This window comes from Variovorax sp. RTB1 (assembly GCF_035018765.1).
Lineage (GTDB): Bacteria > Pseudomonadota > Gammaproteobacteria > Burkholderiales > Burkholderiaceae_C > Variovorax.
In genome coordinates this window covers 32,897-56,923 of sequence record NZ_JASJXG010000020.1, presented here as the reverse complement: position 1 = coordinate 56,923, position 24,027 = coordinate 32,897, and the positions used below count along the sequence as shown (strand labels likewise).

Here is a 24,027-nt window from a genome sequence, read left to right as displayed (position 1 = left end):
GGTTGAAGCTTTCAAGGCGCTGTCAATGTCCACTTACATCCAGACCAATTTTTCTGTGCTCCCAGGGGACTTCGTGAACCTGGGAGATGCGATGCTTTCACTCGCCGCAGCACGTCGCATGACGCGCGACGGTGGTCGCGTCTCGGTGTTGCCCTATCGACGGCCCAGCGACGAAGTGCGCGAAGAATTCGAGAAAGAAGGGTTTGAAGTCATCTCCATGCGAGATCATCCTTTGCTTGCATTTCGGGCCTGCAACAGTTCGTCGATCTGGATCGGTGGCGGCCACGCCATCAGAAATGAAGTCTCCCTGGGCTGGCTGTCGTTCACCACCGTCGTGTCGTGGCTCGCCAGAAAATCCGGACGAAATGTTCGGGTCATTGGCTCTGGGGCGACTCACATCAAGTCGCGTTGGAGGCGATGGATGTTCGGTAATATCTTTTCTGCTTGCGACAAGGTCTGCGTACGCGATCAACTCTCGGAAAAGTCGTTGAAAGCAGACTTTCCGGTTGCCGCCGAAAAAGTAAGTCTGGTCGGCGATCTCGCATTTCTCAAAGGGAGCCTCGATTTTCACGCACACCTGCTCGAAGAATTCTCTTGCGTGGTTTCTCCGGGCATCGACCTCGTCGAGGGCCGAACTGAAGATCCTCAGGAGATCCTCGAGGCGTTGCGGGTGCTGTTCGACCAATTCGAAATGAAGCACGTCATCATCGTGTCCCACGATTCCAGGAGCGAGTTCGGACTTCCTTTTTGCGAAGCTTTCGAATCGGTCGTTCGCGAGGCGCTTCCAGTGACGGTGGAAGTGATTACGCAAAAGGGAATCGAACACGGCCTGATGGAACCGTATGGCGGAGCGCGCTGGATCATCACGGGTCGCCTTCATGGTCTGATCATCGGCGCCATGCTGCGCAGACGGGTGTTCTACACGACCGGCTCTGCCAAAAAGCTGCGGCCGTTTGCGGAACTCTTTGAATATGGAATGGCAACGCACGTGCAGGGCATCCAATCCCCAAGTACCGCAAATGACTCGATTGCGCCGGCTGTTCTCAAGCAGGGAATTGCCGCCGAATTGAACTTTAATGTTTAGAGCGCTTTCAGTCTTGGGTGTCCATCGACTTCGTCGCGCTACGCGCTGGGCAGCAAGCGCTGTCTTGCTTGCCGTGACGATGGCATCGACCCATGGCGCCGACCCTGCAAGCGCGGCGCGTCCCTTCGGTGATTTCGTCGGCCTGGGCGTCAAGTTCCTGCAGGGCCAGCCACTCGACACCTTGCCCATGCTGGCCGACCTGAAGGTCAAGTGGGTGCGCGAGCACGTCAGCTGGTCGGCTGTCGAGCCATCGCCCAGCCAAATACCCGGTCGCTATGCCGCGTTGCCCGACAACCTTCGAACGCAACTCGCCTATTACCGCGCAAACGACATCGGCGTGGTGGCGCTGCTTACCCTTTCCAACGGAAGGACCGCACCCCAGACGGCTGCAGATGTGGGGCGTGATTCCGACCCTGCGGCTTTCGGTCGGTTCGCGGCGGAAGCTGCACGCCTGCTGAAGGCAGAGGGTGTGCGCTTCGTGCTCGAAGTGGGCAATGAACCGCACAACTCGTTCCTTCCCAAGGCGCTCGGCGGGCAGTGGAACGGCAAGGCTCCGTCGCCATGGCTCGATCACTACGTTCGCATGGTGAACGCCGCGGTGCAGGAAGTGAAAGCCATCGACCCCGCCGTCAAGGTGCTCGCCGGCGACGACATGTGGGTCATCGATTACTGGTTGCTTGCAGGCGGTCTCGATCCGCGTCTCGACGGTCTCACGGTGCACCCCTACACGCCCAGCATTCCCGAGATCACGGCGATCGCGAACGACACCGACTGGGTGCGCCCCTTTGTCGCCGTCGATCCGGATCGCTCGTTCCAGTCTGCATTCGTGCGCTTGCGTGCAGCGGCGCTCGCGCGGCAGGGCCGTCCGTTGGAGCTTTGGGTCACGGAAATGGGATGGCCGGTCGTAGAGGGCGCGAGCCCTGTCAAGGGCAGCGTCACAGAGCGCACAGCGGCGGCGTACATCCCGAGGTCTTTTATCCTGGCCGCTGAGGCAGGGGTCGAAGGGTTCTTGTGGTTCTCGTCGAACGACTCGGTGGACGGTCCGATGGGGCTCACACGCAACGACCGTATGCAAAGGCTGACATATGGCGCATTCAAAACGATGACGTCGGAGCTCGGCACCTTGCGCTTCGCGCGGCGCTTGCTCGGGGGGCAGGGCACTTCGGCCGCTGCACAGGCGTTCCTGTTCACGGACGATCGCGTTAGCACCGTCGTTGCCTGGCAAGCCACGGGCAGCAACGACTCGGAGCTCGTTATCCCGCAAGCTGGCACGGAGCAGTTGATGGTCACCGACTTACTGGGTCGTCAGCGAACGCTGCAGGCGAAAGACGGTCGATTCGAAGTGGCGCTCAGCGGCGAGCCCGTCTACGTACGTTTTTCATCAGGGGCAACGCAGATTTCCCAGATCACGGTCAAGTCATCGACTGCGAAGGTCCGCCCATGAGAACGATCGTGAAGATCGGTCCCTCGAGTGCCCTGACCAACGGTGGCGAGAGGCTGGCTGGCATCGATGGTTTGCGCGCAATCGCGATGACCATGGTGATCGCACAGCACTGCGGCCTGCTTCCTTTCGGATGGATCGGCGTGTGGTTGTTCTTTGTCATCTCGGGCTATGTGATTACCCGGGGTTTCATCGCGGAAGAGTCTTCGGTTCACCTTGGCCGGGCCCTGCCATCGGCAGGTCGGAGGTATGGCGCATTCGTGCGGCGGCGGCTCCTGCGCATCGTTCATGCGTACGCCCTCTATGTCGGCGCGTGCGTGTTGCTCTTTGCCATTCCGTACGGAATGGCCGGTTCGACCGACTTGATCGGCCTGATCACATTCACCTACAACTGGCAGATGGTGTTTCAGCCAGCGGCATCGACAGTGCATTGGCCCGCGATTGCACATCTTTGGACATTAAGCGTCGAACAGCAGTTCTATGTGTTCTTCCCTTTGCTCTTTCTAGGTGTGCCGGAACGGTGGCGCTGGAAGTTGGCATGTGCCCTTGTGTTGCTGGCGCCGCTGACGCGCTGGCTCTGGCTGCTCGTCGTTGGCGCAGCAATGCCGGACGCAGACGCCGGCAGGCTGGCCTTCAGTGTCTATGCGGCGACCATCTGCCAGATCGATGCATTCCTGCTTGGCGCGTTAATCGCACGGTTTCAGCCGCAGCTCTTGCGCAACCCGCGCCTGCCGATGCGCTGGTTGTGGATGGCGGTTGCCTCGGTTGCGGTGTTTGGCGTGATCTACATGTCACTGAACTACGCGCGGGGTGATCGCGGTGCAGACGTGTTCAAGAATATCTTCTCCGGTACCTTGTACGGCCAGGGGCGCGAGTTGTTCGGATACTCGGTCATCAACCTGTTTGCGGCCGGGGTACTGCTGGTGACCATCGCGGGTGTGCGTGGAACAGCCTGGTTGTCGAAGCCATGGATGACTTGGATCGGCCGCATTTCCTACGGCGGCTATCTGTTCCACGCGTTGGTGCTGTGGGGTCTGTCTGATTCGATCGGTGAGCAGTTGAAGTACGCGCCTACGGCATGGCGTGTCGCCGGGTTCGCTACCGTATTCATGACAACAGTAGGGCTGGCCTCGCTGTCATTTAGCTTTTTCGAGCAGCCGATTGCTCGGCGCTTCAAGACTTGGGCGTCGAGACGCGCGTCTGTACCTCGCATGCTCAAGTCGGCAAAGATCGAGCTTTGAAGCACTCGTTCAGCGGCGGTGTGCGGCCGTAGCGGTTTTCCTTTTTCGAATGGAAAGTATCCGCTTCAAATACCGTCGCGCCGCAGGATCGTAGGTTCTGGCGAGGTAGAGCGACACAGCACAAATGCCGACAATAAATGCCGGAATCCAGACAGCCGGGCTGACGCCAAGCTTGCGAGCGAGATAGGAGAAACTGAACAGCGGACCGAAGTGCAGCATGTAGACCGGGTATGAGATGTCACCGAGCACCGTCGCAACACGCTTCAAGGCAGCCGGTGGATTGAAGGCGACTCCCATGTAGACGATCGCCGGGAAGCATAGAACGATTGCAACGATGTCGTAGAACGCCCGGTATGCTGGCGAAACGTCGACAATCAGCACCGCGCAAAGCGCAGCTGCAGCGACGACTGAGAGTGCCGAATCACGCGGCTGGCTCCCGGTCCAGGATTTAGCCAGCAGCACACCGAGGCCGAAACCGAAGAAGCTGCGGATGACGCCGAAGTGAACGTCTGACCAAGCATAGCCCGCTTCCGCCCATCCGGTGCCAACGATCAATGCGCACAGTGCGATGCACAGAACGACAACGTATGCAGCCAGCGTGCGTTTCGATGCTTTGACGAGCACGCTGGCCCAGACTACGTTGACGAGAAGTTCGAAGTAAATCGACCACGACGGGCCATTGATGGGAGCGAGTTCATCCGTTGCAGGAGAAGGCAACATCAGAACATTGAAGACGGCGCTGATCCCAAGGTGTGGCCACGACATTTGAATGGTGTGGTCCGTCGCGATCTGCGCTAGGCGCCGGAGCAAGCCGACCAAGAAGCCCAGGAGGTACAGCGGATAAAGCCGAATGACCCGTTCCAGCAGAAAATCGGTGAACGGCAGGCCTCTGTCGAGTCTCGTCTGGTAGGCGCGCGCGATAACGAGGCCACTCAGCAGAAAGAAGAAATCGACTGCGAGGTAGCCGCTCTGCGCGAACGGTCCGATGAAATCGAGATGAAACAGGATGACACCGATGGCGGCAAGGCCGCGCATGGCATCGAGCGTCAACAGACGCGGATTTTTGGAAGGAAGCATTGGAAGGCTAGCCGCCTCTCGCGCGGCTAGGCGACTTGTTACGCTGCTTTGGCCGCGTACTCATATTCCGAGTACTTGTAGCCCCCATGGCGATAGCCCTGGTTGCCGTTGTACCGGCGACTGAAATCCATTCCGTTGAAGAGCACCCCGTCGATCTTCACACCGGCTTTTGCAAGCCGGCGAACACTCTCGTTCAGTTCCCCCAGCTGGCTCTTTCCGGCGCGCGCCACGAGCAGCACGAGTCCACAGGCGGGTGCCACTGCCGCCGCATCGGCTGCCACCAGCACTGGCGCAGAGTCGATAACCACGCTGTCGTAGCGAGATGAAAGTTCATCGAGCGCAACGGTAAATGCCGCCGACTCCAGCATGTCCGCAGGCAAGCGAGGCAGCTTGCCGGTGGTCAGCACATCGAGATTAGGGTGCACCTGCACATGGATGGCTTGTTGCGCACTGAGTTTGCCGGTGAGCAGTTCAGACAACCCTCCCTCGTGCTGAAGGCTGAAGGTGCCACTCAGATCGCGTTTTCGAAGGTCGGCATTGATGAGCAGCACACGCTTGCCGGACTGGGCCAGCAGCATCGCGAAGTTGCGGGCGATAAAGCTTTTGCCGATACCGGGGGTGGCACCGGTAACGAGGATGCGGTTATTGCTTGCCTCGGCCATCGCAATCTTGAGACCGACCCGCAGTTCACGCAAAGCTTCTATGGGGTGACTGTGGGGAGATACATCGGCCAGCAAGGTGCCGGACGACTTCTTTCTGCCGGTGCCTCGATCGATCAGAAGCTGCTCCGGGCTGTGGGGCACTACGGCATACACGTCCAGGCCGGTGTGGACTTCGATCTCTTCAGGGTTGTGAACGCCCGGCCTCGAGCGGGAGCGCCAGATTGCAAGTGCTGGCCCCGCCATGAGCCCGAGCACCAATGCAAGAGCGAGGACGATCAGCTTCTGCGGCTTGACCGGCACCTTGGACACGGCAGCCTTGTCGACCAGCCGCACATTGCCGGTCTTTCCTTCCTTGAGCAACCGCATTTGCAATACGTTGCTCTGCATGGACTGGTAAAGCGCGCCATTGACGCGCACGTCGCGCTCCAGCCTCAAGGCATCGCGCTGCACATTGGGCATGCCGGCAATGCGCGAATTGAGCGCGCCGAGTTCGCCCTGTACGGCGCCGATTTGCTTGTCCAACGTCAGCACGCGAGAGCTTTGATCGGTGAAGTAGGGCTCCGTCTCGCGCCGCTTCTGTTGCAAGTCGAGAAGGCTGGTCTGCAAGGTCGCTGTTTTGGCCAGCCAGACCTTGGCCTCCTCGTCGAAAGCGACGGTGCCGTTCTCATTGCGAAAGTGCGCATAGGCATCTTCTGAAGCCCTGAGCTGACGCTCGAAGATGGGAAGTTGCGTGTTGAGAAACGTGATGGTCTTTTCGGCTTCTGCCGATTTGCGTTCCATGTTCTGCCGCAGATACTGCTCGGCGATGGCATTGAGAACAGCGGCCAGACGAACCCGGTTGCTGTCTTCCAGCGTCACGCCGATCACGTTGGACTGGCGGCCCTGCTCGACCATTTGCAGACGTCCTTGCAAGGCGTCGACGGCGCGATCCAATGATGCCGCATAGACGTTGAATTGAGCCCCGGGCTTGCCGGACAACTGGCTCAGCTGAATGTCCACGACGCCTTCGGAAAGTGTTTGCTGCAGCGGTTGCCCGACCACGCCTTCGAGCGGCACGTCCAGCAGTTCATGACTCACTCGATAGCGTCCGCCGCCGAGGGTCGTAATGATGAACGGCCCGGTGTCCTCGAGCGAAGGCGGCACATTGAAGCGGGTCACGTCGATGCGTTCGGTTCCACTCACATAGCCGCCGAGAAGGGGGTCCGAAAAACCAACGGCGCGGCGGGCGAGCCATGGGCCGACCAGTGGCAGATAACGCGGTTGTGCACTTGTCTGCAAGCCCGCCTGTTCCGCCGCAGCGTTGAGCACCATGCGAGAACCGAGGACTTGAATTTCTCCGCTGACTGGCGTCTTGACCTCGAACATGCCAGTGGTCTCATTGAGAAAACTCTTGCTGTCGGGTGCGGAGTCTTCGACCTGCACCAGGAGGTTGGCGCGATAGACGGGTGTGGCCAGAGTCACATAGGCCAAGCCGATCAGCAATGTCAATGCAACGATGCAGGCGATCAGCCACTTGTGGTCGAGCAGGATGTCTTTGTAGGCCGACAAGCGTGGCGCCTCTTCGGCATCTACCAACATGGTGCTTTCACCCGAATTTGTGAGTGTCCGCGCGCGAACATCGGGCGTCAAAGTAAGGGGGGATCTGCTCATGCTAAGTGGAAAGTTCCTGTATGCAACGCAAGAGCGCGCATCGAGTGTTGGAACTGCATTAGAGAGCAGAAATCGTGCCTCAGGCCCTCAATGGAGAGTCATCAATAGAACGTTGCATTGCGATACAAGAGCGTCTGAAAGGAGAGTCAGAGAAATCTGTGGGCGCTCCCGGTCACTCATCAGTTTCCGTAGCCCTTTGGGTTACTTTTTTGCCAGCGCCAACTGTCTTCGCACATCTGTTGCAGTCCGCGACGTGCCTTCCAGCCAAGTGTTGAATGCGCGAGTGACGGGTCGCCCCAATAAGCAGGCACATCGCCTGCACGGCGCGGCCCAATGTCATAGGCAATGGGCTGGCCGCTCGCCAGCTCAAAGGCCTTGACGACATCGAGCACCGAGGCCCCTTGACCCGTGCCGAGATTCACTGTCACGAGGCCGGGTGCAAGCGCCGCGTGACTTAACGCGGCTACATGCCCTTCGGCCAGGTCCATCACATGCACGTAGTCGCGCACGCCCGTGCCATCGGGTGTCGGGTAGTCACCGCCATGCACTGCAAGACGGTCGCGCAGACCCACTGCGACCTGGCACACATAGGGCATCAGGTTGTTTGGCTTGCCCTGCGGGTGTTCGCCGATGAGTCCGCTTTCATGCGCGCCGACCGGATTGAAATACCGCAGCAATGCAATACGCCAGTCAGGCTGTGCGACGTGCAAGTCGGCCAGCATCTGCTCGACCATGCGCTTCGAATGTCCGTAGGGGCTTTCTGGCCGACATGGCGCGCTCTCGGGTATGGGCGAACTTTCCGGTTCGCCGTAGACGGTGGCCGATGACGAAAAGATCAGCGCCTTGACGCCTGCCGCTTGCATTGCCGCGGCGAGAACCAGCGTGCCGTTCACGTTGTTGTCGTAGTAGTGCAGCGGGTCTGCGACGGAATCGCCTACGGCTTTGAGTCCGGCGAAATGAATCACGGCTGCAATGGCGTGTTCTCGGAACAGGCGGTCGAGCAGGGCGCGGTCACGCACGTCGCCTTCGATGAATTCGATGCTTTTGCCAGTGATCGTGCCAAGCCGCTGGAGCACACGCACGTCGCTGTTGCCGAGGTTGTCGAGGATCACAGGTGTGTAGCCGGCTGCCACCAGCGCGACGCAAGTGTGGCTGCCGATAAAGCCGGCGCCGCCGGTGACGAGGATCAGTTCGCTCATGTCGTTCCCTCAGAAAATTGTCGGACCGTTGGTCATTCTGCGTGACTTCAACAGGGCCATCTGGCGGCGAAGATTTCCACTTTAGATGGCGTGTCATCCATCGGCTTGTCAATAGAAAATGGCATGCCAACCGGACCACATTCGAACCTCGTTCGCTACCGTAATCTCTCAACTTTTCCGGCTCTGGCGCCGTGCGGTGGATGTGGAACTTCAGCCTTTCGGTCTCACTCAAGCGACACGGCTCGCCTTGCTGCACATCGCCCATTCCAAGGAGGGGCGCGTCAAAAAGATCTGGCGCTTTCACTCTGGCTCGCCAGCTCTTCTGTTGCGCTGACGACGCGTCGCACGTCGGTGGTGGCGTGGGTCGAAAATGCACATGTTCGTGCCGGCGTGCCCGACGGCACCAAAGAGCTGCCTTGCCACATCAACCGGGTCAATGCCGTTCTTGCCTTCGGACCATCAGGCGCGCGCAAGCCGTCGTCGCAAAAAGGCCTTGAGCGGACCGGAGCCGTAGACCATGCGCGAAAAACTCACATACCAGGACTTCGGCAGGCAGATGGCCGCGTAGTAATACATGCGCTGTTGTAGCGGTGCGGCGCGCGTTTGCGGGTGCAGCAAGATCCGGCTCAGCAAACCCATGTCCTTGCCCGAGCCCGACCACCACTTATCGAGAAACTGCAGCCACTGGTAGGACGGCTGGTCTTTCAATGGTGCCCACGGTGCTGCGATCTGCGGCCGGTATTTTTTGAATAGGCCGGTGATCCACGGTTCGAGGCGCTCGTAGCGATGGCGAAGCATTTGCACGTTCGGCAACGAGGACATCAGGCCGCCGGCGGACGAAGATTCCGGATGGATTCGGTATTGCGTCAACCCTTCGTCGATGAAGGCGACCGGGCTGAACAAGGTGCCGGCCAACGAGAGCTGCATGTCTTGCTGCATCCCGCGGTCGTCGTCGAGTGGACCTATGGCCCGAAGCAACTCGCGACGAAACGCCAGGCCCGACATCGGCGTGACGACAGGGCAGTGCACGAGCTGGTGAACTCGGTCGACCAGATAGCCGTGCGGCAGCGCGCCCGCTGCGTAGTGGGGGATCAGCCCGAGGTCCTGTTGCGCAGCCGAGAACCGCTTGAGCGGGTGATGCACCCACCCCGGTATGCGCCCGCCGACTGGCATGCGCAGCGCAGCGAGCACCTTTTCGATCCGCTCGGGTGCCATGATGTCGTCGGAGTCGATCATCAGCACCACATCGCCTGAACTCGCTGCTATTGCAGCGTTGGCGGCGTTGCACATGCCCTGATTTTTGTTCCGTATTGCCCTGATGTTCGGATACCGTTGTGCGTACGACGAGGCAATTTCCCACGAGTTGTCGGTCGACCCGTCGTCGACCATCACGATCTCGTCTGCAGCGATGGTCTGTGCCAAACAAGACTCAAGGCACTCGGCAAGATACCGCCCGTAGTTGTAGCAAGTGACCGCCACGACTCACAGTCGGCCTTGCCGGTCGTTCATCGAGTAGCAGCGGCTCGGGTGCGGTTTGCGTCATGCGAAAGGTTTGGCCTGCGCGCCCCGCTCGCCGTTCGTCGGACCGGGCCACTCAAGGCGCACCTTCACCCTCAACTTCTGCGCCCGCATGCCGATATGAGAAGGAATGGCCGATTCCCCTTTTCTTAGTTCGCACCACGACCTGTGGATCGTCGCGGCTTCGGTCGTGATCGCGACGCTTGCGTCGTTCGTCACGCTCGACCTGTCGATGCGCGTGCGTTCGCCCAGCGGCGACGTGAGCAACACGTGGTGGATGACGGGTTCTCTGGTCATGGGCACGGGCATCTGGGCCATGCATTTTGTCGGCATGCTGGCATACACCTTGCCGATTCAGATCGGCTTTACCGCCTTCATCACGCTGGTGTCATGGGTGGCCGCAGTGGCCGCTGCCGCCGTTGCGCTGCGGGTGGCCAGCAGCGCCGACTACAGCACGCGGTCGATCGGCGTGGCCTCGATGGCGATGGGCGTCGGCATCTGCGGCATGCACTACATCGGCATGGCGGCGCTGAGCGTTACGCCGGGCATCGTCTGGGACTACAGGATCGTGGTGGCCTCCGCGGTCATCGCTGTCGCTGCGTCGGCGGCGGCGCTGCTCATTTTCCGGATGCTGCTGCAAGTACGCGCGGAGCGGCGCTTCCCGATGCAACTGCTCGCGGCCGTCATCATGGGGGTGGCGATCTCCGGCATGCACTACACCGGCATGGCCGCGGCGCAGTTTCCGGTCGGCACCGTGTGCCTGAGCGCCAATGCGCTGAACGGCAGCGGGCTGACCGCCATCGTCGTCGTTGCGTCGTGCATGCTGCTGGTCGGCGCGCTGCTGGCTTCGCTGCTCGAGGCGCGGCTGCAGATTGTCGCGCGGCAGCTGTCGCAGTCGCTGACCGAGTCGAACGCCCGCTTGCAAAGCGCCAACGACGAGCTGCTCAAACGCGCCTTCTCCGACCCGCTGACAGGCTTGCCGAACCGGCTGCTGTTCGAAGACCGCTTGCGACACGCGGTGCAACGGCTGGAGCAGGTCAACCAGTCGGGTGCCGCCGAACAACTGGCCGTGCTCTTCGTCGACCTCGACGGTTTCAAGCCGGTCAACGACTCGTTCGGCCACGCGGCCGGCGACCAGATCCTTAAGATCACCGCCGAGCGCCTCATCAAGCAGTCGCGTCCCGGTGATACCGTGGCCCGCGTCGGCGGCGACGAGTTCCTGCTGCTGCTCGAAGGCATGAAGGCGCAAGAAGACTGCGTGCAGATCATCGACCGCATCCTCTACGCGCTGTCTCGGCCCTTCGACATGATGGGCAAGCACCTGCAGATTGCGTGCTCCATCGGCGTGGTCATGCATCCGCTGCAAGGCGAGCCGGACAAACTGATCGCCAACGCGGACGTGGCCATGTACGCGGCCAAGCGCTCCGGCGGCTCCAGTTATGCGTTCTTCGAGTCGCACATGGCGGTCGACACGGCCGACCAGCTCCAGTTGCAGAGCGACCTCCGGCTGGCGCTGGAGAGCAACCAGTTCGAGCTGTACTACCAGCCCAAGATCGATGGCCGCCGCAATCGCATGAGTGGAGTCGAGGCGCTGGTTCGCTGGAACCATCCGCGGCTCGGTCTCGTGAGCCCCGACAGCTTCATCGGGCTTGCCGAACGCTACGGGCTGATCGTGCGGCTGGGCAACTGGGTGCTCAACGAGGCTTGCCGCCAGGTCGCAGACTGGAGCAAGGAGGGCACGCACATGCGGGTCGCCATCAACCTCTCTGCCAACCAACTGCGCGAGCCGACGTTGGTCGACAAAGTCGAAGAGGCGTTGCGCAAGCACGGCGTGCTCGGCTCGCAGTTGCTGTGCGAGATCACCGAATCGGTCGCGATGCAGGACATGAAGGTGACGCAGCGCACCTTCGAAGGCCTCTCGCGGCTGGGCGTGCATCTGTCGATCGACGACTTCGGCACTGGCTATTCCAGTCTGAGCCACTTGCGCGATTTGCCGGCGCGGCAACTCAAGATCGATCGCAGCTTCGTCAAGGACCTGGAGACCAAGGCGGATGCGCGCGCTGTCGTCGAAGCGGTGGTCAAGCTCGCCCATGCATTGAACCTGACGGTGGTGGCGGAGGGCGTCGAGACACTGGGACAGCGCGACATCGTGTTGAAGCTCGGCTGCGACGAGCTGCAGGGATTTTTCTACGCCCGGCCGATGCGAGCCTGCAAGATCCTGCCCTGGAAGTTCGACCAGGCAGCCAACGCCACGCGACCCGCAGAATTGGCGACGGCCTTCGGCACGCGGTTCTAGGCGGCGTTTTGCGGTCGGGCAGCGGCGGGACAGCGCTGCCAGAATAGGCGCGAAAGGAATCCCATGAGCCGCACTCGAGCCCTGACCCTGGCCGCCAACTACTTCGACGACGGCCGTTTCCAGCATGTGCTGGCGCGCCGTGTGGCGTGCCCCACCGAAAGCCAGGAGCCGTCGCGCGACGCGGTGCTGGCGCAGTACCTTGCGCAGCAGATCGTGCCGGACCTCGAAGCGCTCGGCTTTGTCTGCCGCACCGTTGCCAACCCGATGGCCGGCGGCAGTCCGTTTCTCCTCGCCGAGCGCGCCGAGACGGGTGCGTCTTTTACCGTGCTGAGCTACGGCCACGGCGACGTGGTGCGCGGACATGCGGCGCAGTGGCGGCAAGGACTCGACCCCTGGCAGCTGACCATCGAAGGCGACCGCTGGTACGGCCGCGGCACTGCGGACAACAAGGGGCAGCACTCGGTCAATCTGGGCGCTCTGTCGCAGGTGCTGGTCGCGCGTGAAGGTCGGCTCGGCTACAACCTGAAGCTGCTGCTGGAGATGGGCGAAGAGACTGGGTCGCCAGGCCTGCGCGAGGTGTGCGAACTGCATAGCGAGGCGCTGCGCGCCGATCTCTTTCTCGCATCCGACGGCCCACGCGTCGCCGCCGCTCGACCGACGCTGTTTCTCGGCTCGCGCGGTGGCCTCAACTTCGATTTGCGCATCGCGCTGCGGCCGTCGGGTCATCACTCCGGCAACTGGGGCGGCTTGCTGCGCAACCCCGGCATCCGGTTGGCGAACGCCATCGCATGCCTGGTCGACGAGCGCGGCCGCATTCGTGTTCCGAGCCTGCTGCCTGATGCCTTGCCCGACAACGTGCGCCAGGCGCTCAAGTCCATCGAAGTCGGCGGCGGCGTGGACGACCCCCAAGTCGATGCGGATTGGGGCGAGCCGGGCCTGTCGCCGGCCGAGCGCGTCTTCGGCTGGAACACGCTGGAGGTGCTGGCTTTCAAGACCGGCAACCCGGAAGCGCCGGTCAACGCCATCCCCGGCCGCGCCAGCGCGCATTGCCAGATCCGTTATGTGGTCGGCAGCGACAGCACGCACTTCCTGGCGCATGTGCGCGAGCATCTCGACGCCCATGGCTACACCGATGTCGAAGTCACGCAGAGCGGCGAGTTGATGGAAGCCACGCGGCTCGACCCCGACAACCCATGGGTGCGCTGGGCGCTGGCATCCATCGAGCGCAGCACCGGCAAGGTGCCCGCGCTGTTGCCCAACCTGGGCGGCACGCTGCCCAACGATGTCTTCGCCCACGTGCTCGGTTTGCCGACGCTGTGGGTGCCGCACTCGTACCCGGCCTGCGCGCAGCACGCGCCCAACGAGCACATGCTCGGCAGCGTGGCGCGCGAGTCGTTGCAGCTGATGGCTGGCTTGTTCTGGGACCTGGGCGCGGAGGGCGCGGCGATTGCCGCCGAGCGCCGATCAGCACCTGTAAACACCCGCAGTTCCGCGTTTTGAAGCCGCGCGTCTCCGCTTAAATGCAGGGACCACGTTTCAAAGTGTCGCTGCATGCCGGTTCCGCAAAGTCAAGCCAACGAAGAACCGCGCATCAAAGCGCTGGACGACCTGCGCGTGCGCGACTCCGAAGCCGAAGCGGCCTATGACGACATCGCAGCGCTCGCGGCGCAGATTTGCGGCACGCCGGTGGCATTGGTGTCGTTCGTCGACCGGGAGCTGCAATGGAACAAGGCCACGGTCGGCCTGACGATCTCCGACACAGCGCGTGCGCATTCGTTTTGTGCGCACGCCATCGAAGTGTCCGACGCACTGCTGGTGATCGAAGACGCCACGCTCGACGTCCGGTTCGCGAGCGACCCGCTCGTGACGGCCGCTCCGCACCTGCGCTTCTACGCCGCTGCGCCCATCGTGACAGCGGCCGGTGCCGCGCTGGGCACCGTCTGCGTCATCGACACCCGCCCCAGACAAATCAGCGACGCGCAGCGCGATGCCTTGGCCATGTTGGCACGCCAGGCCGCATCGCTGCTGGCGTTGCGCGCACGCACGCATGAAGCCGAAGCGCTGGCGCTGGAACGTGACCGGCTCGCCACTGAGGCCGATATGCATCAAAAGCGAAGCGACCAGTTGCTCGACCTGGTGCTGCGCGGTGGCGACCTGGGCCTGTGGGACCTCGATGTGGCGTCGGGCCGGTGGACGATCAACACACGCGAGCGCACCATGCTCGGCTACAGCGCCGATGAAGCGCAGCCGGGCAGCCTCGACTGGAAGGGGCTGATCCACCCAGACGACTGGCGTGCCTATGCGGCCGAGTTCAACAGCCATCTGCTGGGCCGCACGCCGTTCTGCGAGTTCGTGCACCGCATGCGCCACCGCGATGGGCAATGGATCTGGGTCATGAGCCGGAGCGTTGCCGTCGAGCGCAGCGCCGACGGCCGTCCGCTGCGCGTGGTCGGCACGCACATTGACGTGACTGCGCAGCGGCAGGCTGAAGAAGAGCGGCGCAAGACCGGCGAGCGGCTTGAACTGGCGCTGAGCGGTGGCGACATCGGCCTGTGGGATCTCGACTTGCGCACGGGCAGGGCGACCTACAACGCGCAGTGGTGGGGCATGTTCGGCTACGTGGTCGGCGAGATCGAGGCCGCCGACGGGCTGTGGCAAAGCATGGTTCATCCGGAGGACTACGACGCGGCGCGCACTGGGCTGGAGCGGCATGTGAATGGCGAGACGCCCATGTACGAAGGCGAAGTCAGGGTGCGCCATAAAGACGGCCGCTGGTTGTGGATTCAGAACCGCGCCAAGGTGGTCGAGCGCGGGCTGGACGGCGCCGCGCTGCGCATCGTCGGCGTTAACCTGAACATCAGCGAACTCAAGCAAAAGCAACTGCTGCTCGATGCGCTGGCCCGAGAAGACGCACTCACCGGTTTGCCCAATCGCCGCTCGTTCGAAGAGCGCGTGTGCGATGCCATGGCGCGGTCGCGCCGTTCACGCACTCCTATGTGCCTGATGTACCTCGACGTCGACAACTTCAAGCACATCAACGACTCGCACGGCCATGCCGGCGGCGATGCGGTGTTGAAGGAATTCGCGCGACGCATCAAGCGCGGCGTGCGCACCACCGACATGGCGGCGCGCTATGCGGGAGACGAGTTCGTGCTGCTGCTGGAAGACGTGGCTGGCGAAGAGGCTGCAGCCATCGCAGCGCGCAGAATTTTGATGGCACTGAAGCCTGTCTTCGGCATCCCGGGCGGTGCGTTGCGTGTGACGACCAGCATCGGCGTCGCGTTGTCGGGCATCGACGATGAAGACATTCCTGCGCTCCTGGCACGTGCCGATGCGGCCCTGTACGAAGCCAAGAAGGGCGGGCGCAACGGTTTCCGCATGGCGGGTGCGGAGTTCAACTCGGTGCTTGGCAGCGATGCGGTGCCGGCCGCTGCTTCGACGTTGAAGCATTGAGACACTGGCGCCCGATTTCCGGGTCGCTAGGGCATGGCAAACTTCTGCCGCCCCGTCAGTTCAATCCACACGAGAGCGCCTGCCCGTCATGACCGCCATGAGTACGTCAGAAATCTTCCTGATAGCGATGTTGATCATCTTCACCGCGCCCTATCTGATCTGGCGTTTGGGGCGCACGGAGTACTTCGCGCCGCTCGTGGTGGTGCAGATCATCACCGGCATCCTGCTCGGCCCCGGCGTGTTGGGTACGCTGTTCCCCGACTACTACAAATTCGTCTTCAGCGCGCCGGTGATCCTGTCGCTCAACGCCATCGCGCAGTGGGCGGTGATGCTCTTCGTCTTCATCGCCGGGATCGAGCTGGATTTGAAGCAGGCCTGGACGCATCGGCGCGAGAGCGGCATCACCGCGGGAATGGCACTCGGCGTGCCGCTGCTGTTCGGTGGTGCGGCCGCAATGGGCATGCTCATGTTTCCGGGCTGGATCGGCGCCAAGGCGCTCACCTGGCAGTTCGTGCTCGGCATCGGCATGGCGTGCGCGGTCACTGCGCTGCCCATCCTCATCCTGCTGATGGAAAAGCTGCAGATCCTGCGGCAGCCGATCGGCCAGCGCATCCTGCGTTACGCGAGCGTCGACGACATCGCGATATGGGGTGTACTCGCGTTGATCCTGATGGACTGGGAACGCGTCGGCAAGCAGGTCGCCTTCCTGGTGATCTTCGGCGTTGCCAGCGTGGTCTATCGCTGGCTGATGGCTCGCATTCCGGAGCGCGACCGCTGGTACTGCAGCTTGACCTGGCTGGCCGCCTGCGGCCTTGGCGCCGACTGGTCGGGGCTGCACTACATGGTGGGCGCCTTCATCGCGGGGGCCGTCATGGATTCGGCGTGGTTCGACCAGAAGCAGATGGACTGGCTGCGCCACAACGTGCTGCTGGTGTTGATGCCGGTGTTTTTCCTGAGCACTGGCTTGCGCACCAACTGGCAGGTGGGCGGGGCTGCGGTGTTCATCGCGGCGGCGGTCTTGCTGGTTGCCTCGGTCGCCGGCAAGCTGATCGGCATTCACATCGCCGGCAAGATCCTGAAGTGGCAACCCGGCGAAAGTTCGCTCGTCGGCTGGCTGCTGCAGACCAAGGCTTTGATCATGATCATCTTCGCCAACGTGCTGCTCGACAAGACGATCATCACCAACGAGAGCTTCACCGCGTTGCTGGTGATGGCGGTCGCCAGCACCATGCTGACGGTGCCAATCGTTTCGCCGAAGCTGGCGCGGATGAAAGAGATCGTCTTCAGGTCGAAGTAGAAGCCAGCATGGTCCCGCGGCAGTTCTCCGAGCCGCAGTGGCACGGAAAGTCCGCCGCCACCTTGTCGTTGTCTGCGGCCAGCCCATAGTCGATGAAGAGTTCGTCGCCGGCCTCGACTGCCACGATGGTCTGGAACCTGAGCACCAGTTCGCCGGATTCGTCGTACTCCTCGACCGCTTCGCAGTTGGGGTCGCACGAGTGGTTCAGGTGGCGCGTCGCGTTCCCGCCCTTGGCACCGTCGATGGTCTCGTCGTTCGTCAGCTTGAAGAGATAGGTGAGGTTGTCGTCCCACGTCTTGGCTGCGATCTGCGCGGGCGAATAGCGCCGGCCTTCGTACAGGCCCAGGAAGGCGTCGGCCGGCAGGTCGCGTGTCGCAAATCCGCCGAGCCCGTGCACGCCGCTGGCTGAAACCCGGATGCAGGGCGTTGAAGAAACGCTGGAACGTGCCATGGATCAAGGGTCTTGAAAAAGAGCGAGCATAGACTCGACCGTGACGGCGTCAATACGGTGCCGCAGGAGACCTCGAAATGCAGATGCGCGACCTCTACCAGCAGAAGCGAACGACAGCCGCGGAGGCGATTCGGCACGTGAAGAACGGCGACTTCATCGTCGTGCCGACGGGCGTCGGGGAGCCACCCGCGCTGCTCACGGCACTGTCGGACCAGCGGCGCGATTTCCTCGATGTGAAGGTCGGGCAAATCCTCGCGATGCGCAAATACGCCTACCTCGACCCCGAGACGGTCGACCATGTCCGGCACGTGGCTTTCTTCTACGGCGGCGCCTCACGGGCGGGTGGACAAGCCGGCTGGATCGACTTCATTCCCAACTACTTTTCAGAGATCCCGGCGCAGATCGAACGCGGCCAGATGGCAGCCGACGTGGTGTTCAGCATGGCATCGCCGATGGACGATGAAGGCTTTTTCGCGCTCAGCCTCGGTGTCGACTACACGATGGCTGCTGTGGCCAAAGCGCGCGCGGTGGTGCTCGAAGTCAACCCGAACGTGCCTTACGCATTCGGCGAGTGTCGCGTGCACATCTCGCAGGTCACCTCGCTCATCGAAAGCGATGAGCCGGTGCTCGAAGTCGGTCTGCCCAAGATTGGCCCGGTGCAGGAGGCGATCGGCAAGTACGTCGCCGACATGATCGAAGACGGCTCGACGCTGCAGATCGGCTACGGCGGCATCCCGGATGCGGTGGTGATGCAACTCACCCACAAGCACGACCTCGGCATTCACACCGAGATGATCGGCGACGGCATCCTGTCGCTGGTGGAATGCGGCGCCGTGACCAATCGCCGCAAGAACTACCTTCCGGGGAAGATGATCGCGACCTTCGCGCTCGGGTCCAAAAAGCTCTATCGGTTCATGGAGCGCAACCCGATGCTGGAGATGCATCCGGTCAACTTCACCAACGACCCCGCGCTGGCCGGCCTGAACGACAACATGGTCGCCATCAACGCGACGCTGCAGATCGATTTGCTGGGGCAGTGCGGCTCGGAGAGTCTGGGCTCGGCGCCGTTTTCAGGCACCGGCGGCCAGAGCGACTTCGTGCGGGCAGCCAATCGCTCGCGAGGCGGCAAGGCGTTCATCGTCGTGCCTTCTACCGCCCGCAACGACACCATCTCGCGCATCGTGCCGGTGCTGTCGCCTGGCACGCATGTGAGCACCAGCAAGAACGACATCAACTACGTCGTCACCGAATACGGCGTGGCGCAGTTGCGCGGCAAATCGGCCAAGCAGCGAGCGAAAGAACTGATCGGTATCGCGCACCCGGACTTTCGCGAGGAACTCACAGCGCAGGCGAGGCTGATTCATCTGCTTTGAGTGAGCGAACTACCGCAGCTGCGTGTACACGACGACGCCCAGCACGACCACGATCGCGAGCAGCAAAGTCCAGCGGTTCAATAAGCCCGACTGCTTCGTCGCGCGATAGCCTTCGAGGCGGCCGGGCAGGGTCTGTATGTCTTCGATGCGCTTGGGCGGCGCCAGCCGCGCGTCTTGCGCGATGAGCGTCAGCAGCGGCACGACGGCGGCATGCGCGTCCGGATCTTCATCGCTGTCGTTGTGGTCGTCCGACGCCCGCTCGACACTCGCGACATACGCGAGGAAGGCGCTGCCCTCGTGCGTGAAGCCAATGTCGTCGCCGCTCATCGCCAAGGCGCCATGCTCGACCAGCGCGTCGAGTCCGCGCCGTACATAGGAGCGCTCGTTGCCGGGCACGCTTTCCTGAAGTTCGATGCGCGAGGTTTCGGTGCTGCGCGACGCCATGCAGCGTTCGAGGATGAGGGTGGTGAGTACGCTGGCAAAGGCTTCGCGGTCGGTCAGGCTGCGGGGCATTCGTGGTCCATTCGTTTTCCATTCGTGTTGTTCTGTGGCCTCCCTGAATGTGGGGTCGATTCTTCCATCTTCGGCCTTCGCCACAATAGGGGTCATGACCCAGCCTTCGACCGAACTCATCCATCACCCCTACGTACCGCCGGCCAGGTTCGCCGCGCCGCAACCCGGTGTGTTCAAGGCCTCGACCGTGTTCTTCGCCGACGTGGCCGCGCTGCGCGCACGCGACTGGAAAACCAAGGCCGGCTACACCTACGGCCTGCACGGCACGCCGACCACGTTCACGCTCGAAGAACGGCTCGCCACGCTCGAAGGCGGCACGGCCGCGTTGTTGGTGCCGAGCGGCCTCGCATCGATCACGCTGGTGTCTTTCGCCTTTCTGAAGGCGGGCGACGAGGTGCTGCTGCCCGACAACGTCTACGGCCCGAGCAAGGCGCTGGCGACAGGCGAACTGGCTAACTTCGGCATCACCCACAAGCTGTACGACGCGATGAATCCGGCCGATCTCGCAGCCAAGATTTCCGACCGCACGCGGCTGGTGTGGGTCGAGGCGGCCGGCTCGGTCACGATGGAATTCCCGGATTTGCCGGCGCTGGTCGCCGTCTGCCGTGCGCGCGACGTGCTGTGCGCGCTCGACAACACCTGGGGCGCCGGGCTGGCTTTTGCGCCGTTCGATCTGGACGGCAGCGGCACAGGGCAGGGTGTCGACATCGTTGCGCACGCGCTTACCAAGTACCCGAGCGGTGGCGGCGACGTGCTGATGGGCGGCGTGACCACGCGCGATGACCGCCTGCACAACGCGCTCAAGCTCACGCACATGCGCATGGGCTTCGGCGTTGGGGTGAACGATGTCGAACTGGTGCTGCGATCGTTGCCGAGCATCGGCTTGCGCTATGCGGCGCACGACCGGGCGGCGAGAGAGCTTGCACGCTGGTTGCAGGCCCGCGACGAGATCGCGCAAGTACTGCACCCGGCCCTCGAAGGCTCACCGGGCCATGACCACTGGCGTGCCCTGTGCGGCAAGACAGATCGGGCCGCTGGCTTGTTCTCGATCGTTTTCGACGAGCGCTTCAGCAGCGAGCAGGCCGACCGTTTCTGCGACAGCCTCAAGCTCTTCCGGCTCGGCTATTCGTGGGGCGGCCCGATCAGTTTGGTGGTGCCGTACGACATCGGCCTGATGCGCGACCCGACTGTTGCGCGCTGGTCGTACAAAGGGACGCTGGTGCGATTTTCGGTCGGCCTGGAAGATGTCGGTGACCTGCGCGACGACCTGGAACAAGCCCTGGGCAAGCTCTGAGCCGTCTTTCGTAATCGCGTACAGTCGGAAGCATCGCAATCCCACGGATTGCCCCGCACCAAGGAGACGCAGTGGCCGCACCCAATTACGGATACGAGAAGCGACAGAAGGAACTGGCCAAGAGGAAGAAAAAGGAAGAAAAGCTGCGCGACAAAGTCAATCGCAAGCTGAGCCCGAGCAGCGATGGCCTGGCACCCGGAGATCCGGAAAGCGACGTGGCCTCGCTCGAACGCGATCCGCCAACCGTGCCGGACCTTCCGACCAAGAACGGCTGATCGTCTCTCGACTTTCTTTTCGCTCTACTTTTAGCGTTCGTGAAAAAGCCGCCATCTGCTTCGTGCAGTGGCGGCTTTTTCGTTGGCTCGTCGGCTTGAATCGATCGTTTACTTCAACAGCTTGCGCAGTTGCGGCCAGACGTTGTCGAGCATCTGCGGATGCGCGGCCGCCACCGGATGGATGCGGTCGGCCTGAAACATCTTGATCGGGTCGGGCGCGTCGGCGACGCCCTTCAAGAAGAACGGAACGACCGGCGCACCGGTGGCGCTGCCTGTGCCGGTAAACATCCGCGAGAAGCGATTCAGATAGTCCATGCCGTAGTTCGGCGGCACCTGCATGCCGAGCAGCAGCACCTTGGCGCCGGCAGCCTGCGCCGCCTTCGTCATCGCGGTGAGGTTGGCTTCGGAGTCCTTGATGGCCAGCCCGCGCAACGCGTCGTTGGCGCCGAGTTCGAGCACCATCACGTCGGGCTTGTTGAGCTTGAGCAGCGCATCCATGCGTGAGCGGCCACCCGACGTGGTCTCGCCGCTGATGCTCGCATTGACCACGCGGGCATCGATCTTCTGCTCTGCCAGCCGCTTTTGCAGCAACGCCACCCAGCCTTCGCCGCGCTTCAGGCCATATTCGGCGCTGAGCGAGTCGCCCATGATGAGGATGGTCTGTGGCGCGGCCTGCGCGAAGGAAGCCCCTGCGCCCAGAAGCCCCGCTGCGCCGGCCAGCGTGGCGCTCAAGATAAAGTGACGTCGCTCCCACCGTCGATCCACAAGTCGATTCAACACGCAAAGCCTTTCAAAGTACCTGATGTCCGCACTGTCACAAGCCACTGCCACTGAAATTGTTGCCGTCGACCATGTTTTCAAGTCCGTCACCGATTCGAGCGGCACACTGGACATTTTGCAGGACATCCATTTCACCCTCGGCGCACGGGAGACCGCGGCCATCGTCGGCGCATCGGGCTCCGGCAAGAGCACTTTGCTGTCGATCATCGCGGGCCTCGACACACCGACCCGCGGCACGGTGCGGCTCGGTGGCGAAGACCTGTTCGCCATCGACGAAGACGACCGCGCCGCGCTGCGTGCCCAAAAGGTCGGCTTCGTATTCCAGAGCTTTCAGTTGCTCGCCAACCTGAGCGCCCTCGAAAACGTGATGCTGCCGCTGGAGCTCGCCAACCGCAAGGACGCGCGCAAGGCCGCGACGGAGATGCTGGGCCGCGTCGGCTTGAGCCAGCGCCTCGGCCACTATCCGAAGGTGCTGTCGGGCGGAGAGCAGCAGCGCGTGGCGCTGGCCCGCGCCTTCGTCGTTCAACCAGCCTTGCTGCTGGCCGACGAGCCGACCGGCAGCCTCGACCACGCGACCGGCGAGCAGGTCATGAAGTTGATGTTCGATCTCAATCGCGAGCTAGGCACCACGCTCGTGATGGTGACGCACGACCGCGGCATCGCCGACCGTTGCGAGCGCCGCATCACCATCGAAGCCGGGCGCGTTGCGTCGGACGACAAGAGCGCCTGAAGTACTGGCCTGAGCATTCGCCCGGCCGACGCCTGACCTTGATAATCGCCGGATGTCTTCCCCCAAAGTGATCTTCGGCTTTCATGCCGTGGGCGTGCGTATCAAAACCGCGCCGAAGTCGGTGCTCGAAGTGCTGTTCGACTCGAGCCGTCGCGACGCGCGCATGAAGCAATTCATCGCCCGTGCGCAAGATGCAGGAGTTCGTCTCGTCGAGGCCGATTCGTTGCGCATTGCCAAACTCGCAGGCAGCCACGGCCACCAGGGCATTGCCGCCCGCGTCGAGGCTATGCCGCAATTGCATTCGATCGACGAACTGCTCGAAGGCCTGGAAGCCGCCGGCACGGTGCCATTGCTGCTGGTGCTCGACAGCGTGACCGATCCGCACAACCTGGGCGCCTGCCTGCGGGTGGCCGACGGTGCCGGTGCACACGCGGTCATTGCGCCGAAGGACCATGCTGCCGGCATCAACGCTACGGTGTCGAAGGTGGCGAGCGGTGCGGCCGACACCATGCCGTACTTCATGGTCACCAACCTGTCACGGACGCTGAATGAACTGAAGGAGCGCAGCATCTGGTGCGTCGGGACCAGCGACGACGCGCCCCGCACGCTTTACCAGACCGACCTGAAGCGGCCGCTGGCGCTGGTGCTCGGTGCCGAAGGCGAGGGCATGCGCCAGCTCACTCGCAAAACCTGCGACGAATTGATCAGTATCCCGATGGCGGGCGCGGTCGAAAGCCTGAACGTCTCGGTGGCGAGCGGCGTGTGTTTGTATGAGGCGATGCGTCAGCGCATCGCCGTGTAGGTAGGGTTCAGCGTTCCGGCTTCAGTGGCGCAGCGCCAGCATCTGCCAAAGGTCGCAACTGCCGGGGCATCGGGTAAGACCGGGTACCGCGGCCGGAGGCTTCAGAGAGCCCGCTTGCGTCGCGCTCGATACGATGACGGCTCGTGCGCTGCTCTGTTCGGAGGTAGTGCCCAGCGTTGCCGGCCCCGCCATCGCGGCTGCGGCAACGCCGCCTGCCAAAACCAACTTGCTAACGATCAACATGGTTGTCTCCTGCGTGATGCATCGACAACTTCAAGATAGTCCTGTGGCGGGCATTGCACTTCGGTGCTTACCCTTGTGGGCTTTTGTCTTATCGAGGCACCTTCACGGAGGGTTTAGGCGAGCGTGAAGAAGCGCATCACCACCTGGGTCGGATGCCTTACGCCGGCACCGACGAACATCCGCTCGCAGACCCATTTGAGCGCCGGAGACGATGTCTCGAAGCGCGGGCTGCAGCGAAAGTAGACCTGCGCCGGATCGGCCGGCTCACCGCGCAACAACTTGGCCATGACGTCGGCTGGCGCTGAGCGGACCGCGTGGTTTTGAACGTAGATCAGATCGCCGCCATCGGTTTCGAGGCTGTAGCGCGCGTCGAGCTCAGACAGCGTGTCGCTCAGGATGAGTTGGAAGTCGCTGCCGCCGGGCAGCACGCGTGCATGCCAGTCGACGCCGCGTGCTTCGCCACCGTTGATGGGGACAACCCGGCGCAAGCCACGTGGGCCGTGGCCGAGCACTTGAGGCACGCCGACGTCGACGTGAAGGTCGGCAAAGAAATCGAGAGCAGGTGTTGCGATCGCAGTGGCGAGTACGCTGGAGTTACCTCCGGACAAGGCTGCTGGAGTGTTGGGCGAAGTCATCGCGCCAGCTTAG

General features: G+C 62.6%; 21 protein-coding genes. 12 read left to right on the top strand and 9 right to left on the bottom strand.

Annotated elements, in window-relative coordinates; translation table 11 throughout:
• The first annotated feature begins 25 nt into the window (after window positions 1-25).
• From QN397_RS14290 to QN397_RS14280, 3 genes are all read left to right on the top strand, one after another.
• Complete coding sequence (locus QN397_RS14290; RefSeq protein ID WP_323498453.1) at window positions 26-1,084, top strand: polysaccharide pyruvyl transferase family protein; 1,059 nt, start codon at window positions 26-28, stop codon at window positions 1,082-1,084.
• Window positions 1,085-1,163: 79 nt separating this feature from the next.
• Window positions 1,164-2,528, top strand: a complete 1,365-nt coding sequence (locus QN397_RS14285; RefSeq protein WP_323498452.1) for a hypothetical protein — start codon at window positions 1,164-1,166, stop codon at window positions 2,526-2,528.
• A complete protein-coding gene (locus tag QN397_RS14280; RefSeq protein ID WP_323501220.1) occupies window positions 2,525-3,766 on the top strand; it encodes an acyltransferase in 1,242 nt (413 codons plus the stop codon). Before QN397_RS14285 ends, QN397_RS14280 begins: the two co-directional genes overlap by 4 nt.
• Before the next feature lie 9 nt (window positions 3,767-3,775).
• Here the strand turns inward: QN397_RS14280 and QN397_RS14275 are convergent, their stop codons facing one another.
• The 4 genes from QN397_RS14275 to QN397_RS14260 all read right to left on the bottom strand — a co-directional run bounded on the left by QN397_RS14275 (window position 3,776) and on the right by QN397_RS14260 (window position 9,833).
• Window positions 3,776-4,843, bottom strand: coding sequence for an acyltransferase (locus QN397_RS14275; RefSeq protein WP_323498450.1), 1,068 nt, complete (start codon window positions 4,841-4,843; stop codon window positions 3,776-3,778).
• 38 nt (window positions 4,844-4,881) lie between these two features.
• Window positions 4,882-7,083 (bottom strand): polysaccharide biosynthesis tyrosine autokinase, encoded by a 2,202-nt coding sequence (locus tag QN397_RS14270; protein ID WP_323501219.1) that lies wholly within the window; start codon window positions 7,081-7,083, stop codon window positions 4,882-4,884.
• A gap of 251 nt (window positions 7,084-7,334) precedes the next feature.
• Complete coding sequence (gene galE / locus QN397_RS14265) at window positions 7,335-8,354, bottom strand: UDP-glucose 4-epimerase GalE (RefSeq protein ID WP_323498448.1); 1,020 nt, start codon at window positions 8,352-8,354, stop codon at window positions 7,335-7,337.
• Between the two features lie 459 nt (window positions 8,355-8,813).
• Complete coding sequence (locus tag QN397_RS14260) at window positions 8,814-9,833, bottom strand: glycosyltransferase family 2 protein (RefSeq protein WP_323498447.1); 1,020 nt, start codon at window positions 9,831-9,833, stop codon at window positions 8,814-8,816.
• 169 nt (window positions 9,834-10,002) lie between these two features.
• Between QN397_RS14260 and QN397_RS14255 the strand changes: the two genes are divergently transcribed.
• The 4 genes from QN397_RS14255 (at window position 10,003) to QN397_RS14240 (ending at window position 16,918) form a co-directional block, all read left to right on the top strand.
• Window positions 10,003-12,168 carry an EAL domain-containing protein gene (locus QN397_RS14255; protein WP_323501218.1) on the top strand — a complete coding sequence of 722 codons (2,166 nt, stop codon included), beginning with the start codon at window positions 10,003-10,005 and terminating at the stop codon, window positions 12,166-12,168.
• 63 nt (window positions 12,169-12,231) lie between these two features.
• Window positions 12,232-13,668: a M20 family metallopeptidase gene (locus QN397_RS14250; protein WP_323501217.1), complete on the top strand. Its 1,437-nt coding sequence runs from the start codon at window positions 12,232-12,234 to the stop codon at window positions 13,666-13,668.
• Between the two features lie 51 nt (window positions 13,669-13,719).
• Window positions 13,720-15,621, top strand: coding sequence for a diguanylate cyclase (locus QN397_RS14245; protein WP_323501216.1), 1,902 nt, complete (start codon window positions 13,720-13,722; stop codon window positions 15,619-15,621).
• 97 nt (window positions 15,622-15,718) lie between these two features.
• Complete coding sequence (locus QN397_RS14240) at window positions 15,719-16,918, top strand: cation:proton antiporter (RefSeq protein WP_323501215.1); 1,200 nt, start codon at window positions 15,719-15,721, stop codon at window positions 16,916-16,918.
• On the opposite strand, the gene QN397_RS14235 is transcribed toward QN397_RS14240, so the two are convergent.
• Window positions 16,905-17,369 carry an SET domain-containing protein gene (locus tag QN397_RS14235; RefSeq protein WP_323498442.1) on the bottom strand — a complete coding sequence of 155 codons (465 nt, stop codon included), beginning with the start codon at window positions 17,367-17,369 and terminating at the stop codon, window positions 16,905-16,907. The genes QN397_RS14240 and QN397_RS14235 overlap by 14 nt on opposite strands.
• 77 nt (window positions 17,370-17,446) lie before the next feature.
• On the opposite strand from QN397_RS14235, the gene QN397_RS14230 reads away from it, so the two are divergent.
• Entirely contained in the window at window positions 17,447-18,742 is a 1,296-nt protein-coding gene (locus QN397_RS14230) for an acetyl-CoA hydrolase/transferase family protein (RefSeq protein WP_323501214.1), read from the top strand.
• A 9-nt stretch (window positions 18,743-18,751) separates the two neighbouring features.
• On the opposite strand, the gene QN397_RS14225 is transcribed toward QN397_RS14230, so the two are convergent.
• Window positions 18,752-19,255 (bottom strand): hypothetical protein, encoded by a 504-nt coding sequence (locus QN397_RS14225; protein WP_323501213.1) that lies wholly within the window; start codon window positions 19,253-19,255, stop codon window positions 18,752-18,754.
• A 94-nt stretch (window positions 19,256-19,349) separates the two neighbouring features.
• Here QN397_RS14225 and QN397_RS14220 point away from each other — a divergent pair, with 94 nt between their 5' ends.
• Together QN397_RS14220 and QN397_RS14215 are read left to right on the top strand one after the other, a co-directional pair.
• Complete coding sequence (locus QN397_RS14220; protein ID WP_323501212.1) at window positions 19,350-20,549, top strand: PLP-dependent transferase; 1,200 nt, start codon at window positions 19,350-19,352, stop codon at window positions 20,547-20,549.
• 71 nt (window positions 20,550-20,620) lie between these two features.
• Window positions 20,621-20,824, top strand: coding sequence for a hypothetical protein (locus QN397_RS14215; RefSeq protein ID WP_187051646.1), 204 nt, complete (start codon window positions 20,621-20,623; stop codon window positions 20,822-20,824).
• Between the two features lie 108 nt (window positions 20,825-20,932).
• Here QN397_RS14215 and QN397_RS14210 read toward each other — a convergent pair whose 3' ends face one another.
• Window positions 20,933-21,556, bottom strand: a complete 624-nt coding sequence (locus tag QN397_RS14210; RefSeq protein ID WP_416352330.1) for an arylesterase — start codon at window positions 21,554-21,556, stop codon at window positions 20,933-20,935.
• 70 nt (window positions 21,557-21,626) lie between these two features.
• Here QN397_RS14210 and QN397_RS14205 point away from each other — a divergent pair, with 70 nt between their 5' ends.
• Window positions 21,627-22,334, top strand: coding sequence for an ABC transporter ATP-binding protein (locus tag QN397_RS14205; RefSeq protein WP_323501211.1), 708 nt, complete (start codon window positions 21,627-21,629; stop codon window positions 22,332-22,334).
• 52 nt (window positions 22,335-22,386) lie between these two features.
• On the top strand, window positions 22,387-23,136 hold the full coding sequence (gene rlmB, locus QN397_RS14200; protein WP_323498437.1) for a 23S rRNA (guanosine(2251)-2'-O)-methyltransferase RlmB: 750 nt from the start codon (window positions 22,387-22,389) through the stop codon (window positions 23,134-23,136).
• Window positions 23,137-23,157: 21 nt separating this feature from the next.
• Here the strand turns inward: rlmB and QN397_RS14195 are convergent, their stop codons facing one another.
• Together QN397_RS14195 and QN397_RS14190 are read right to left on the bottom strand one after the other, a co-directional pair.
• Entirely contained in the window at window positions 23,158-23,379 is a 222-nt protein-coding gene (locus tag QN397_RS14195; RefSeq protein WP_323498436.1) for a hypothetical protein, read from the bottom strand.
• 113 nt (window positions 23,380-23,492) lie between these two features.
• Window positions 23,493-24,014: a DUF3237 domain-containing protein gene (locus QN397_RS14190; protein WP_323498435.1), complete on the bottom strand. Its 522-nt coding sequence runs from the start codon at window positions 24,012-24,014 to the stop codon at window positions 23,493-23,495.
• Window positions 24,015-24,027: the final 13 nt, after the last annotated feature.

Excerpts from the sequence above, each read along its gene's own strand:
- QN397_RS14290 (WP_323498453.1), top strand. The coding sequence starts at position 26 with ATGTCCACTTACATCCAGACCAATTTTTCTGTGCTCCCAGGGGACTTC.
- QN397_RS14285 (WP_323498452.1), top strand. The coding sequence starts at position 1,164 with ATGGCATCGACCCATGGCGCCGACCCTGCAAGCGCGGCGCGTCCCTTC.
- QN397_RS14280 (WP_323501220.1), top strand. The coding sequence starts at position 2,525 with ATGAGAACGATCGTGAAGATCGGTCCCTCGAGTGCCCTGACCAACGGT.
- QN397_RS14275 (WP_323498450.1), bottom strand. The coding sequence starts at position 4,843 with ATGCTTCCTTCCAAAAATCCGCGTCTGTTGACGCTCGATGCCATGCGC.
- QN397_RS14270 (WP_323501219.1), bottom strand. The coding sequence starts at position 7,083 with ATGTTGGTAGATGCCGAAGAGGCGCCACGCTTGTCGGCCTACAAAGAC.
- galE (WP_323498448.1), bottom strand. The coding sequence starts at position 8,354 with ATGAGCGAACTGATCCTCGTCACCGGCGGCGCCGGCTTTATCGGCAGC.
- QN397_RS14255 (WP_323501218.1), top strand. The coding sequence starts at position 10,003 with ATGGCCGATTCCCCTTTTCTTAGTTCGCACCACGACCTGTGGATCGTC.
- QN397_RS14250 (WP_323501217.1), top strand. The coding sequence starts at position 12,232 with ATGAGCCGCACTCGAGCCCTGACCCTGGCCGCCAACTACTTCGACGAC.
- QN397_RS14245 (WP_323501216.1), top strand. The coding sequence starts at position 13,720 with ATGCCGGTTCCGCAAAGTCAAGCCAACGAAGAACCGCGCATCAAAGCG.
- QN397_RS14240 (WP_323501215.1), top strand. The coding sequence starts at position 15,719 with ATGAGTACGTCAGAAATCTTCCTGATAGCGATGTTGATCATCTTCACC.
- QN397_RS14235 (WP_323498442.1), bottom strand. The coding sequence starts at position 17,369 with ATGGCACGTTCCAGCGTTTCTTCAACGCCCTGCATCCGGGTTTCAGCC.
- QN397_RS14230 (WP_323501214.1), top strand. The coding sequence starts at position 17,447 with ATGCAGATGCGCGACCTCTACCAGCAGAAGCGAACGACAGCCGCGGAG.
- QN397_RS14225 (WP_323501213.1), bottom strand. The coding sequence starts at position 19,255 with ATGCCCCGCAGCCTGACCGACCGCGAAGCCTTTGCCAGCGTACTCACC.
- QN397_RS14220 (WP_323501212.1), top strand. The coding sequence starts at position 19,350 with ATGACCCAGCCTTCGACCGAACTCATCCATCACCCCTACGTACCGCCG.
- QN397_RS14205 (WP_323501211.1), top strand. The coding sequence starts at position 21,627 with ATGTCCGCACTGTCACAAGCCACTGCCACTGAAATTGTTGCCGTCGAC.
- rlmB (WP_323498437.1), top strand. The coding sequence starts at position 22,387 with ATGTCTTCCCCCAAAGTGATCTTCGGCTTTCATGCCGTGGGCGTGCGT.
- QN397_RS14195 (WP_323498436.1), bottom strand. The coding sequence starts at position 23,379 with ATGTTGATCGTTAGCAAGTTGGTTTTGGCAGGCGGCGTTGCCGCAGCC.
- QN397_RS14190 (WP_323498435.1), bottom strand. The coding sequence starts at position 24,014 with ATGACTTCGCCCAACACTCCAGCAGCCTTGTCCGGAGGTAACTCCAGC.